Here is a 12,660-nt window from a genome sequence, read left to right on the forward strand (position 1 = left end):
GCGCTAACATCGCCCGTCTTACTTCGTGGAAATATGCTATTTTTACAGAACCTTGCCGGGGTTCATGATGCCTGCCGGATCGAACGCCGACTTGATGCGGCGCATCAGGTCGAGCGCGACATCCTGCTTGAAGAAGGCCAGTTCTTCACGCTTCAGTTGACCAATGCCGTGCTCAGCCGAAATCGAACCCGTATAGCTCGCGACGATCATGTGAATACGGTGGTTCAGTTCGTGCCAGCGCGCAAGGAAGGCTTCTTTGTCGGTGCCGACAGGCTGCGAAACGTTGTAGTGCAGATTACCGTCGCCGATATGGCCGAAGCAAACGATGCGCGCACCGGGAATCATTTCCAGCGTCGCTGCATTGGCTTCGTGGATGAAGGCAGGAATGGAAGCAACCGGCACGGATATATCATGCTTGATCGAGCCACCTTCCGGCTTCTGTGCCCAGGACATTTCCTCACGCATTTTCCAGAAGGACTGTGCCTGCGCCACGCTTTCGCCGATGGCCGCATCCTGAATAATGTCGCTCTCGAAGGCTTCGGTCAGGATCGTTTCTAGCGTCGTGCGCGCATCCTCTTCCGAGCGGGTAGAAGAAATATCGATCAGCACATACCAGTCATGAGGGCTTTCGAGCGGATCGCGCACGCCATCGACATGGCGCACCGTAAATTCCACACCCACGCGCGGCATCAATTCGAAGCCGGTCAGCGATGGGCCTGCATGTTCCGTCGCAAGCTGGAACAGGCGCAGCACATCCTCCGGATTGCGCAGGCCCGCATAAGCCACGCCCTTGCCCTTCGGCTGCGGGAAGATTTTCAGCACGGCAGCCGTGATGACGCCGAGCGTGCCTTCCGAACCGACGAAAAGGTCTTTCAGGTCGTAGCCGGTATTGTCCTTCTTCACATAGCGAAGATCGTTGAGAATCTCTCCGGTCGGCAGCACAACCTCAAGACCGAGGCAAAGCTCGCGCATGTTGCCATAGGCAAGCACTGCCGTGCCGCCAGCGTTGGAACCAAGATTGCCGCCGATCTGGCAAGAGCCTTCGGCACCCAGCGACAGAGGGAACAGGCGACCGGCCTTTTCAGCGGCTTCCTGAAGATTCTTCAGAATGACACCGGCTTCAAGTGTTACCAGATTGCCGACTGTATCGAGATTGCGGATGCGGTTCATACGACCAAGCGACAGAATAATGGCCGCGCCGCTTTCATCGGGCTGTTGCCCCCCGACGAGGCCAGTATTACCGCCCTGCGGTACAACAGGTGTTTTTGTCTCGCTGGCAAGCTTCATGATAGCAGCGACTTCTTCCGTCGAACCCGGACGAAGAACGAGAGGTGTGCGACCGTGATAGAGATCGCGCTGCTCGACGAGATAAGCGGCGAGATCTTCCGGCGCGGTGAGCGCATTCTTTTCGCCCACGATGGCGGAGAAACGTTCGATCAGAGCGGTATCCAGCATAGTCTGTCTCTTACATAGGAGGATGTTAACGCGGGGCCGCCGCGCGTTTCAAACGGTCGTTGATGGCCTCGCCGAGGCCTTCAAAGGGGATAGGCTCGACAGCGATGGTGGCGGCACCTGTCGCATCCAGCCTGCGCATGAAGTCGAACAGATTGGCCGCTGCTTCCCGCAAATTTCCATTAGCACTCAGATTCATGATCGCCTTTGCCGTATCAGAACCGGCCACGCGCTGCGGGCCAAAGGCAAGCAGGGCCTCGCCCGACAGCACCGAGCCGACATCAAGCCGCATCGCAGCATCGGGCGCATAATGCGATGCCATCATGCCCGGCGCCTGAATTGCCGATGTTTGGTCGGCGCGCACGAGCTTTTCGCCGATGACGGCCTCGATTTCTTCCGCAGCCAGCCCGCCCGGACGAAGCAGATGCACTTTGTTGCCATCAACCTTGACGATGGTGGATTCAACCCCAACACCACAAGGGCCGGCATCGAGGATGAGATCCAGCTTATCGCCAATATCGTCTGCAACCGCATCGGCGCTTGTCGGGCTGATGCGGCCCGACGTGTTGGCGCTCGGCGCTGCCACCGGACTGTCGAGTCCCTCAATGATATCGTGCACACGGCCAAGCGGCATGCGGATGGCGAGGGTCGAAAGCCCGGCGGTCACAAGCGGATGGATTGGACGATAAATGAGACGGGCAGTGTCCTGCCTGTCCTTCAGTGGCAGCACGATGGTCAATGGGCCGGGCCAGAACAGTTCGGCAAGCTTGCGCGAAAGAGCGTCAAAAATGACATAGCGCTCGGCCATGGCGATGCCGCTCACATGCGCGATCAGCGGGTTGAACTGAGGCCGCCCCTTGGCCGCGAAAATACCCGCCACGCCCTCGCCGCTGGAAGCGTCGGCGGCAAGGCCATAAACAGTTTCGGTTGGAATGGCGACAAGACCGCCGCGCCGCAGCACTTCCACCGCGCGCTGGACTGCCTCATCATCGAATTTGACTATATCGGACACTGGTTTTCCGCCTCTCGAGCGTCCCAAGTTGGAGCGCATCCCGAAAAGTGTGAAACGGTTTCGGATAAGATGCGCGTCAAAACAGACCGTTAGAGCGCCGATCTGACTCAATCAGATCGAAATGCGCTCTAAGCCCGTTCTGCCTACACAAGCTCTGGCCCCGGTGCAAGCGATGTGCAAGCAAGCTCGCCCCCTATCCGGGCACAATCACGGCAAGACGATCACGGTTGCGTATGAAAAATTGCGTTTTGTTAGGTTTTTCAGGTCATAATGATGTTATTCATGCGTGAGGTGAATAATGTTATCGCGATTTATCGCTATTTCGCTGACGGCCATCGGACTGCCCGGAATTGCTTTCGCAAACGGAGGTGAGCGCGGGGCGCCGACCTATCAGGTCGGCTCCATAGATTATATTGGCTATGACAAGATTGGCACCAACGGCCTGCCAGTCTGCGGCACCTGTGCGCAAAAGCAGGCAGCCGAACTGGACGCACAGAAGGAAATCGAAGCCCGCCGCAAGCGCGCTCGCGCTTATATGGCGCGTATGCAGGGCCAGCCCGTCCCGGACGATCTGCTTGAGCCAGCCGCAGCACCGGCAGAAGACTTTGATCTCGCCAAGCCGGTACGGGTCGTTGGCGATCCCTGGGCCAGTGCATTGGGCGAGATCGACCTCAGTTCACTCGAACTGAGACCAAGTCTGAAATAAACAAAAATGGCGCCCACAGGCGCCATATTTTTTATCATACTGCCAATAATCAGCCAGCGATTTTCGAGAAATCCGCCACCTTGCCGGTGGCCGCACGAATCTGGTCGAGCAATGCCAGACGATTGGCGCGGACATTCTCGTCCTCGTCGTTCACCAGCACCTTTTCGAAGAACGTATCGACGGGACCGCGCAGCTTGGCGAGTGCCAGCATCGCACCGTTGAAATCTTCACGGGCAATTGCCGCCTCGGCATCTTGCGAAGCCAGAGTGACAGCTTCGAACAGCGCCTTTTCTTCCGCTTCGCGAAGAAGAGAAGCGCTCACGCTGTCTGCAACCTTCGTACCCTTCTTCTCTTCTGCAGCGAGAATATTGGCGGCGCGCTTGGCACCGGCCAGAAGGTTTTTGCCATCTTCTTCATTGATGAAGACGATCAGCGCTTCCAGTCGACGCGCAACCAGAAGCAGATTGTCGGCATCCGGCGTCAGCACGGCATCGATGGCGTCGTAGCGTGCGCCCTCTTCCTTCAGATGCACCTTGAAACGGTCATGGAGGAACGACAAAAGATCGACCAGCAACGGCTCGGACGATGCCTCCGCCTCGGCGCGAGCCTGCTTTTCATAGCTGGCCAATGCGTTGTCGACGTCCTGTTCGCCGTCAACATCACCGGAGTTTTCCGCAGCAAGCTTGGCTTCAAATTCGCGCAGCTTGCGCTGGACCTGACCTTCTTTCAGCGCGGCAAACGCCGAGCGGAAGAGCGGAAGCAGCGGGAACTTCCATTCCTGCGACAGCAGGAGTCGGATCACGCCCAGTGCCGCACGGCGCAGAGCAAACGGGTCCTTCGAACCGGTAGGCTTTTCGTCGATCGCCCAGAAGCCGACCAGCGTGTCGAGCTTGTCGGCAAGCGCAACGGCAACCGAAACAGGGTTCTTTGGCACAAAGTCAGATGGACCTTGCGGCTTGTAGTGTTCTTCAATCGCAGCGGCGACGGCTTCATCTTCGCCCTGAAGCAACGCATATTTGCGACCCATCGCGCCCTGAAGCTCGGGGAACTCTCCGACAACTTCGGTGGTCAGATCGGCTTTGGCTAAAACTGCGGCACGGGCTGCAAGCTTCGGATCGGCACCCACCAGCGGCGCAATCTGCGCAGCCAGTTCGCGAATGCGTTCAATGCGTGCGCCTTGCGTGCCCAGCTTGGCATGGAAGGTCACATTCAGTGCATCCAGACGCGCCATGCGCTGATCGAGCGGCTTTTTCAGCTCAAGACCGAACTTTTCCGCCGAAGCGGCAAGCTTGTCGAGGTCGGGCAGATCATGCTGATCGGTGTGCCAGAAATAGAGCGCATCCGACAGGCGTGCGCGCACGACCTTGCCGTTGCCATAGGCGATTTCCGTGCCGCCATCGCGGGCCGCAATGTTCGACACCAGAATGAAGCGGTTGGAAAGCGCTTCGGTTTCGCCCTGCTTGCGGGTGACGAAGCACTTCTGATTGGCGCGGATAGTGAGGCGAATGACTTCCGGCGGAATGGCCAGGAATTCTTGCTCGAACTCGCCCATCAGCACCACCGGCCATTCGACCAGACCGGACACTTCTTCCAGAAGTCCATCGTCTTCGACCAGCTCAAGGCCGGAAGCGAAGGCGAGATTATGCGCATCCTGCGAAATGATTTCCTTGCGGCGCTCGGCATCTAGAACCACGAAAGCCTTTTCGAGCTTTTCGACATAATCCTCGAAGCGGCGCACCTTGATCGCCTGACCGTCGCTCAGGAAACGATGGCCATAGGTGACATTGCCCGACTTGATGCCATCGACATCGAAATCGATAACCACGGTTTCCTCGGTTTCAGGACCGAAGGTGCAGAGGATCGACTGTAGCGGGCGTACCCAACGAAGCGAACCCGGCCTAGCGGAAGCAGCACCCCAGCGCATGGATTTCGGCCATGGGAAATTGCGGATAGTCTGCGGCACCAATTCGGCAACGATCTCTTCAGCTGCACGGCCCGGCTTCGTCAGATGGGCGACGTAGAAATCACCCTTCTTCGGATCGGAGTGGATATGGGCTTGGGCTACATCCGTCAGACCGGCCTTGCGCAGAAATCCTTGAATGGCCTGTTCCGGTGCTGTGACCGATGGGCCCTTGATGTCTTCATGCACGTCCTTGGAACGCACGGTGAGACCGCGAATATCAAGCGTCAGACGACGTGGCGTCCAATAAGGGGTCGCAGCTTCATAGGTAAGGCCAGCCTCCACCAGACCATCGGTAATCATCTTTTTCAGATCACCGGCAGCCTTGCGCTGCATGCGAGCGGGAATTTCTTCGGAAAAGAGTTCGAGCAACAAATCAGGCATGTTCTTTACTCGCCCTCACGCTTGAAATTGAAACCACCGGCATCCGTCAAAAGGAATGCCTCGCCGCACTGACGCGCAAGATTGCGCACGCGCAGAATATAGCTCTGACGCTCGGTAACCGAGATCACGCCGCGCGCATCCATCAGATTGAACACGTGGGATGCCTTGATGCACTGGTCATAGGCCGGGAAAACGCACTTATGCAAGGAGGTCTCGCCCATGCTGCCAGCTTTCAGAACGGCTTCGCATTCACGCTCGGCATCGATAAAGTGCTGATGTAGCATTTCGGTGTTAGCAATCTCGAAATTGTAGCGGGAGTATTCTTGCTCGGCCTGCAGGAACACGTCGCCATAGGTGACCTTTTTGTCGCCTTCGAGGCCGTTGAAGTTGAGGTCGTAGACGTTGTCCACGCCCTGCACATACATGGCGAGGCGTTCGAGACCGTAGGTCAGTTCACCGGAAACCGGCGAGCATTCAATACCGCAGACCTGTTGGAAATAGGTGAACTGCGACACTTCCATGCCGTCGCACCAGCATTCCCAGCCAAGGCCCCACGAACCCGTCGTCGGATTTTCCCAGTCGTCCTCGACAAAGCGCACATCATGCAGGTTCATGTCGATGCCGATTGCCTTAAGTGAACCAAGATAGAGTTCTTGCAAATTGGGTGGGCTTGGCTTCAGGAGAACCTGATACTGATAATAGTGCTGGAGACGGTTCGGGTTTTCACCATAGCGTCCATCTTTTGGGCGGCGTGAGGGCTGAACATAGGCCACGTTCCACGGACGCGGTCCGAGCGCCCGCAAAGTCGTCGCCGGGTGCAACGTACCCGCGCCCACTTCCATGTCATAGGGCTGCAAGATAGCGCAGCCGTGCTCCGCCCAATAGTTATGGAGCGTCAGGATCAGCCCCTGAAAGGAACGGGTGGGATGCATATGTGCTGGCAACGTACTGGACACGGGGTCGGGCCTTGTAATTGAAATGATGGCCCGGTCTAATTTGTCCGTAACGCAGGGTCAAGCATAGGCTGCCAGTTTCGGTGTCACACCATCTTGAAACCGACAGCCTGAAGTTCGTTAGTCCGTAGCAGGCTTTTCCGGAGCCTTATCGGAAGGTGCGGCAGGAGCAGGCGATGGCGCGGGATCTCCCGGCTTCTGCCCATCCGGCTTTTTCACGGCAGGCTTTGCAGCTTCAGCAGAAGATTGCCCCGGAATATCCGGCAGTCCCTTCTTCAGCTTCGCCTCGATCTTCACCAGATCTTCCGGCTCGGGTTTGCCTGCAATGGCATGGTTCCACTGGAACGTCGCTTCCAGAAGGCGCCCGACACGCCAATAGGCATCGCCCATATGGTCGTTAATCGTCGGGTCTTCCGGGCGAAGCTTGACCGCCTTTTCCAGTTCAACCACCGCCTCATCATACCGACCCAGCATGTAATAGGCCCAGCCCAGCGAGTCGACGATATAACCGTCCTGCGGGCGCAGCTCGACCGCCTTCTTGATCATGCCCAGCGCTTCATCAAGATTATCACCACGGTCGACCCAGGAATAACCGAGATAATTCAGCACCTGCGGCTGGTCGGGATAAAGCTCAAGCGCCTTGCGGAAATTGGGCTCGGCCTTGTCCCATTGCTTCAGACGTTCATAGGCAATGCCGCGCTGGTAGAAGACTGGCCAGTCCTTGCGTTCCGGTGTTTTGATCTGCTCCACAGCAGCATCATAAATTTTCGCTGCATCGGCAAAATTCTTGTCCTGCGCATAGACGCCACCGAGGGCCAGATAAGTGCGCATGTCGGTCTTGTCGCGGTCTAGCAGAACTTTCAGCTGCTTGACGGCCTCGGCAGACTGGTCGTTTTCTGCCAGATTGAGCGCGCGCTGCATTTCCGCGTCACGGCGATAAGGCGACTTCTCTGGCACGCGGCCATAATAGTCGATTGCCTTTTCCGGCTGGCGCAATTTGGCGGAAATATCGCCCAGCTGATAAAGCGTTGCGTCATTGCCCGGACGCAGCGGCAGTGACATCTGCAGATAAAGCTTTGCAAAGGCTTCAGCGCCACTGCGGTTGATCGCAGTGCCAAGCGTGTAGAGGGCTTCGGCAGTACCTTCCTGAGCGGTTTTGATCAGGCGGCCATATTTCTCGCCAGCCTCGATCTTTTCACGCATTTCTGTGATCGTCATGCGACCGTTCAGAAGTTCGGCTGCATCGTTCAACGTCTTGATCGCACCTTTCTTGTCGCCCTGACGAAGTTTGAAGGAGGCATAGGCCATCACGATGCGTTCATAAGTGTCGGGGGCAGAGCTTCCGCCCGGCCGGTCGTCGATAGCCTGCTGGTAGAAATCACGCGCCTCCTGCTTCTGGCCGGCGAGATCGGCTATGAGCGCAGAATTATAGGTGCGGAACAAACCATACCATTCCGGTCCCTGCATTTTCTGGATGTCGGCGAGCGCCTGTTTGGGGTTGCCCTGCCCGACCTTCACCCATGCGCTCATGAAGCCTGTCGCAAGGCGATCCATATCGGATTGCAACGACAGCATCAAAAGCGGCTCGACCTTGCGATATTGCTTGCGGTCGATGGCGTCGATGGCCAGCGCCACGCGAGAAAAACGCTCGATATCCGGGACGTTCTTCAGTTCCTCCGCCAGAGGCAGGGCATCCTTGAAGCGGCCCTCGGTCAGCAGAACCAGCAGCAGATCCTGTTTGACCTGCGCATTGCCCGGATCAAATGCCATGGCCTGACGATAGAAATCGACGGCAGCGGCAAGATTATTGTCGGATTCGGCAGTACGTCCGGCAAGATAGGCCCCGGCGAACGAACCGGCGCGGACAGGAGGCGGTACAGGATCGGTTGTCGCCTTGGCCAAAGCACCGCTTGTCGGGATCGCGATTCCCGCCAGAAGCGAGAGCAGCAATCCATAAAGCGGGCGGTATTTCGATCCTTGCCGCATAAAGCCCTATCCTCTTCTCAAATCCCTGTGACAGATACCGGCAAGCAAACCCTCAAGTGGCTCAAAGCCGGGCACGCTGTCTCTTTGCCGGAAAAGGCACCCCAAGCATGGCCTTTTTGGGATGGCGGGGCAAGAAAAGCATCCGTGATAGGATGCTTTTCCTGAGTATTCCTGGCTCGCAAGAAATGCTGGCCGGAGTTTGCAACTGTTGTCGGTCAGTTCACACGGCTGATGCAGAAATCGATGACTTCGATCAGCGCGTCCTTCTGAGGCGTCGCTTTCAGAGGTGCCAGAGCATCGCGGGCAATTTCGCCAAAATGCCGCGCGCGCTGTACCGTGTCGGCAATCGCACCGTGTTTCGTCATCAGGCCGATGGCTTTTTCAAGCGAGGCGTCATCGCTCGCACCGTCCTCGATCGCGTGCTTCCAGAAAGCGCGTTCATTGTCGGTGCCGCGGCGATAGCTCAGAATCACCGGAAGCGTGATCTTGCCTTCGCGGAAGTCATCGCCGGTATTCTTGCCGAGTTCGGCTGCCGAGCCGCCATAATCGAGCGCATCGTCAACGAGCTGGAAAGCGAGACCGAGATTGAGACCGTAATCGCGTAGTGCCGCACGATCCGAACGCTGTGCGCCCGCGATGATCGGGCCGACCTCAGCGGCTGCCGAGAACAGCGCCGCAGTCTTGGCTTTGATGACCGCCAGATATTCGTCTTCGGTAGTTTCCATGTTCTTGGCAGCGGCAAGCTGCATTACTTCGCCTTCCGCAATCACCGAAGCCGAGGTCGCCAGAACGTCGAGCGCGTCCAGCGAACCGACATCGACCATCATCTTGAAGGCCTGACCGAGCAGGAAGTCGCCGACGAGAACGCTGGCCTGATTGCCCCAGATCATGCGCGCCGTGCTTTTTCCGCGACGCAGATCGCTTTCATCAACCACATCGTCATGCAGAAGTGTTGCAGTGTGCATAAATTCCACAGCAGTCGCGAGACGCACATGGCCATCGCCTTCGTAACCGAACATGCGGGCCGCCGCGAGCGTCATCATGGGACGCAGGCGCTTGCCGCCGGAGGAAATCAGATGATTGGCGACCTCCGGTATCATTTCAACATCGGACCCGGCCCGGGAAAGGATCATCTCGTTCACCCGCGCCATGTCGGCCTTTGTCAGATCGACAAGCGGTTGAACCGATCCTCCCTGTTCCTTTTTACCGTCCAGATTCAGAACCACACCCAATGCCATTTCTCCTAGCTGCCCGGCCACATTATTGAAACGGACCGAATTGCTCAAGACGCAACTGCCCCCAAAGCGCCCTCAAAGCGTTACTATTCCAACGCCTGTTCACCATTGAAGGAAGCTGTTGTCAATGCGGTGCATTCGCTACAAACTGTTCAAATGATCGAACTTATCCGTACGAATGATTCCGTTCTGCTGTCCTTTGCCGAGGCCTTGATGAAAGAGGCCGGGATCGCCTATTTTATTGCCGACACTAATATGAGCATCATCGAAGGCTCTCTCGGCGTATTGCCTCGTCGCCTGCTGGTCAGCGAAGAACAGCTTGAGGAAGCACGGCAGATTCTGATCGATGCCGAGATTGAACACGAACTGCGCGATCGATGACTTCGGAAGCAAGTTTTGAAACTGAAGATGAGGCTGGAGAAACGCTTGATGTGTTTCATCGTGGGGCGTTTCACCTCATCCAGCCCGCATTGAAAGGCCATCGTTCCGGTGTGGATGCGATGATTCTGGCAAGCGCCGTTCCAAGCGGCTTTGCCGGGCGCGTTGCCGATCTTGGCAGCGGTGCAGGTGCTGCGGGGCTTGCTGTTGCCTCGCGCTGCCCTGACACCAATATCACTCTTGTCGAACGTTCCGGTTTCATGGCCGGCTTTGCCCGCAGAAGTGTTGCGCATCCGCTGAATGCCGCGCTGGCAGGCCGTATCAGCGTGATCGAAGCCGACGTCGCGCTGAGAGGCAAGGCACGCATTGCCGCAGGGCTTGTCGACAACAGTTTCGACTTCGCCATCATGAATCCGCCCTTCAACGAAGCGCGCGATCGCAGTACACCCGATCCGTTGAAGGCGGAAGCGCATGTCATGCCCGAAGGTATGTTCGAGCAATGGGTGCGCACTGCGGCAGCTATTGTGAAGCCCGGCGGCGGTATTGCCATTATTGCCCGACCGGGCTCAATTTCCCCCATCCTTGAGTCTCTGTCGGGACGGTTTGGCGGGCTTAGGATCATCCCCGTTCAGCCGCGCCCCGAAGCGGCGGCAATCCGTATTGTCGTGACAGGCACACGCGGGAGCCGCGCCGGTCTTTCGCTGATGCCAGCGCTTGTTCTCCACGGCACCAATGGACATGGTTTCACGCCACGTGCCAACGGTATCAATAACGGGCTCGACGCTCTGATCTAGAAACGCGGTTGCGTCAGCACGACCAGATTGCGGTCCGGGTCATGCAACCTCAGAATCATCCTATAGTCGGCGGTCTCGACATTGCCAGGACGAACCCCGTCGAACGAAAGACGCGCATGTTCGGCCCTCACATCGCGGACGATCAGTGTCAGGGTGCCGTGCCCTGCTTCAGCGGGGTTCTGGTAAAGCTGGAAGCCCGCACTCGAACCGTGATGCCACTCAGCCAGTCCCGGCATTGGTCGCGCATCGGGGTTCCGATCGAAAATCGTGGCGAACCATTCCGTGCTGCGTTCGAGGTCGGAGCAATTGAGCTGGGCGAAAATAGCTGTGAGCACCATCGCGGTGTCCTCCCGGATCGGATAACATCGCAATATTTCAGAAGTTCCACTCACACGAGCGGATCGTTTTCGGTCCGAGCGGGTGATTTTGGTTGAAACCCTATATTCGAGCCAATATTCCTAAAACCGCAATTTTCGTTCTGCGGCTCCCCGCCGCCCTTTTCCGAAAAAGCGCAAACAGCAAAACGACAAGAACAGGCAACGGGACCAATGAACCATAGCCCAAATCAAAGCCGCCCCGTATCGATCATGCGGCGCTTTCTGGATAGCGAATCTGCAGGGGGTGTAAGCCTCATGGTGGCGGCAGCGCTTGCGTTGATCGTGGCGAACTCTCCCTTCTCGCAGGCCTATTTTGAAGCGCTTCACTTTTATATCGGGCCGCTCAGCCTTTCTCACTGGATCAACGACGCCTTGATGGCCGTGTTCTTCCTTCTTGTGGGGCTGGAGATCAAACGTGAATTTCTCGACGGCCAACTGGCAAGCTGGCCGAACCGTATGCTGCCCGGCATTGCCGCCGCGGGCGGCGTCATTCTTCCGGCCATCATTTTCACCGCGTTCAACTGGCACGACCCAGCCAAGGTGCGCGGCTGGGCGGTGCCCTCCGCTACTGACATTGCCTTCGCGCTCGGCGTGCTGTCACTTTTGGGGTCGCGGGTTCCCTCGAGCCTCAAGGTTTTTCTGGCGACACTCGCAATTTTGGACGATCTCGCGGCCGTCGTCATCATCGCCATCTTCTATACAGCTGAAATCTCCATGCCTTATCTGGGCGGAGCTTTCGCCGCCGCTATCGTTCTGTTCGTCATGAACCGGATGGGAGTGATGAAGCTCCTGCCCTATCTGATCGGCGGAGCCGCCCTCTGGTTCTTCGTACTGAATTCCGGCGTTCATGCAACGGTTGCAGGCGTGGTGACGGCGCTGATGATTCCGCTGAAGGCAGCGCCTGGCAAGCCTGACGACATGACCTCGCCGCTGCATGTGCTGGAACATGCGCTGGCCAGGCCTGTTGCCTTCATCATCGTGCCCATTTTCGGTTTCGCCAATGCGGGCATATCGTTTGCGGGTCTCGATGCCTCGGTGATGCGGGATACACTTACTCTCGGCATTATGCTTGGCCTCTTCATCGGCAAGCAGCTTGGCGTTTTCGGCGCGGCCTGGCTCGCGATCAAGACGGGTCTCGCGCAAAAGCCGCTTGGAGCTACGTGGATACAGCTTTACGGCGTAGCGGTCCTGTGCGGGATCGGCTTTACGATGAGCATCTTCATCGGCCTCCTCTCTTTCCCATCCGAACTCATGCAAGCGGAAACGAAGATTGGCGTACTGGCCGGTTCGGGCCTGTCGGCCATTTGCGGCTATATTCTGCTGCGTCTGGTCACAAAGCCGAAAAACGTCTGAGAGAAACGACGTCACCGCCCGAAAAACAAAATTTCCGGGCGGTTTTCTTTGTGTTTCCCATATGGCTTCC

11 protein-coding genes are annotated in these 12,660 nt (G+C 57.4%); 4 read left to right on the plus strand and 7 right to left on the minus strand.

Features of this window, described 5'->3' with window-relative positions; translation table 11 throughout:
• Nucleotides 1-42 precede the first annotated feature (42 nt).
• A complete protein-coding gene (locus tag AAE521_RS05150; protein WP_071633358.1) occupies nt 43-1,455 on the minus strand; it encodes an FAD-binding oxidoreductase in 1,413 nt (470 codons plus the stop codon).
• A gap of 25 nt (nt 1,456-1,480) precedes the next feature.
• The gene (locus tag AAE521_RS05155; protein WP_374864424.1) at nt 1,481-2,503 is read right to left on the minus strand and encodes an L-threonylcarbamoyladenylate synthase; all 1,023 of its coding nucleotides are present in this window, start codon (nt 2,501-2,503) and stop codon (nt 1,481-1,483) included.
• Between the two features lie 259 nt (nt 2,504-2,762).
• Here AAE521_RS05155 and AAE521_RS05160 point away from each other — a divergent pair, with 259 nt between their 5' ends.
• Nucleotides 2,763-3,170, plus strand: coding sequence for a hypothetical protein (locus tag AAE521_RS05160; RefSeq protein ID WP_071633356.1), 408 nt, complete (start codon nt 2,763-2,765; stop codon nt 3,168-3,170).
• Nucleotides 3,171-3,219: 49 nt separating this feature from the next.
• Here AAE521_RS05160 and glyS read toward each other — a convergent pair whose 3' ends face one another.
• The 4 genes from glyS to AAE521_RS05180 all read right to left on the minus strand — a co-directional run bounded on the left by glyS (nt 3,220) and on the right by AAE521_RS05180 (nt 9,685).
• Nucleotides 3,220-5,514, minus strand: coding sequence for a glycine--tRNA ligase subunit beta (glyS, locus tag AAE521_RS05165; protein WP_342060664.1), 2,295 nt, complete (start codon nt 5,512-5,514; stop codon nt 3,220-3,222).
• Between the two features lie 5 nt (nt 5,515-5,519).
• A complete protein-coding gene (locus tag AAE521_RS05170; RefSeq protein WP_071633354.1) occupies nt 5,520-6,446 on the minus strand; it encodes a glycine--tRNA ligase subunit alpha in 927 nt (308 codons plus the stop codon).
• Between the two features lie 141 nt (nt 6,447-6,587).
• Nucleotides 6,588-8,453: a tetratricopeptide repeat protein gene (locus AAE521_RS05175; RefSeq protein WP_342060665.1), complete on the minus strand. Its 1,866-nt coding sequence runs from the start codon at nt 8,451-8,453 to the stop codon at nt 6,588-6,590.
• A gap of 215 nt (nt 8,454-8,668) precedes the next feature.
• Nucleotides 8,669-9,685, minus strand: a complete 1,017-nt coding sequence (locus tag AAE521_RS05180) for a polyprenyl synthetase family protein (RefSeq protein WP_342060763.1) — start codon at nt 9,683-9,685, stop codon at nt 8,669-8,671.
• A gap of 159 nt (nt 9,686-9,844) precedes the next feature.
• On the opposite strand from AAE521_RS05180, the gene AAE521_RS05185 reads away from it, so the two are divergent.
• Complete coding sequence (locus tag AAE521_RS05185; RefSeq protein ID WP_010658339.1) at nt 9,845-10,069, plus strand: putative signal transducing protein; 225 nt, start codon at nt 9,845-9,847, stop codon at nt 10,067-10,069.
• Nucleotides 10,066-10,860, plus strand: a complete 795-nt coding sequence (locus AAE521_RS05190) for a tRNA1(Val) (adenine(37)-N6)-methyltransferase (RefSeq protein ID WP_071633352.1) — start codon at nt 10,066-10,068, stop codon at nt 10,858-10,860. The genes AAE521_RS05185 and AAE521_RS05190 overlap by 4 nt, the downstream gene beginning before the upstream one ends.
• Here the strand turns inward: AAE521_RS05190 and AAE521_RS05195 are convergent.
• Nucleotides 10,857-11,198 (minus strand): VOC family protein, encoded by a 342-nt coding sequence (locus AAE521_RS05195; RefSeq protein WP_071633351.1) that lies wholly within the window; start codon nt 11,196-11,198, stop codon nt 10,857-10,859. The genes AAE521_RS05190 and AAE521_RS05195 overlap by 4 nt on opposite strands.
• Before the next feature lie 210 nt (nt 11,199-11,408).
• Here AAE521_RS05195 and nhaA point away from each other — a divergent pair, with 210 nt between their 5' ends.
• Nucleotides 11,409-12,590 (plus strand): Na+/H+ antiporter NhaA, encoded by a 1,182-nt coding sequence (nhaA, locus tag AAE521_RS05200; RefSeq protein WP_071633350.1) that lies wholly within the window; start codon nt 11,409-11,411, stop codon nt 12,588-12,590.
• Nucleotides 12,591-12,660: the final 70 nt, after the last annotated feature.

The organism is Brucella cytisi (genome assembly GCF_038433355.1).
Classification (GTDB): domain Bacteria; phylum Pseudomonadota; class Alphaproteobacteria; order Rhizobiales; family Rhizobiaceae; genus Brucella; species Brucella cytisi.

Bases quoted from the DNA above. Each gene is read 5' to 3' on its own strand.
- AAE521_RS05185 (WP_010658339.1), top strand. From the start codon at position 9,845: ATGATCGAACTTATCCGTACGAATGATTCCGTTCTGCTGTCCTTTGCC.
- AAE521_RS05155 (WP_374864424.1), bottom strand. From the start codon at position 2,503: ATGCGCTCCAACTTGGGACGCTCGAGAGGCGGAAAACCAGTGTCCGAT.
- AAE521_RS05160 (WP_071633356.1), top strand. From the start codon at position 2,763: ATGTTATCGCGATTTATCGCTATTTCGCTGACGGCCATCGGACTGCCC.
- AAE521_RS05150 (WP_071633358.1), bottom strand. From the start codon at position 1,455: ATGCTGGATACCGCTCTGATCGAACGTTTCTCCGCCATCGTGGGCGAA.
- AAE521_RS05170 (WP_071633354.1), bottom strand. From the start codon at position 6,446: ATGCATCCCACCCGTTCCTTTCAGGGGCTGATCCTGACGCTCCATAAC.
- AAE521_RS05195 (WP_071633351.1), bottom strand. From the start codon at position 11,198: ATGGTGCTCACAGCTATTTTCGCCCAGCTCAATTGCTCCGACCTCGAA.
- nhaA (WP_071633350.1), top strand. From the start codon at position 11,409: ATGAACCATAGCCCAAATCAAAGCCGCCCCGTATCGATCATGCGGCGC.
- AAE521_RS05190 (WP_071633352.1), top strand. From the start codon at position 10,066: ATGACTTCGGAAGCAAGTTTTGAAACTGAAGATGAGGCTGGAGAAACG.
- AAE521_RS05175 (WP_342060665.1), bottom strand. From the start codon at position 8,453: ATGCGGCAAGGATCGAAATACCGCCCGCTTTATGGATTGCTGCTCTCG.
- glyS (WP_342060664.1), bottom strand. From the start codon at position 5,514: ATGCCTGATTTGTTGCTCGAACTCTTTTCCGAAGAAATTCCCGCTCGC.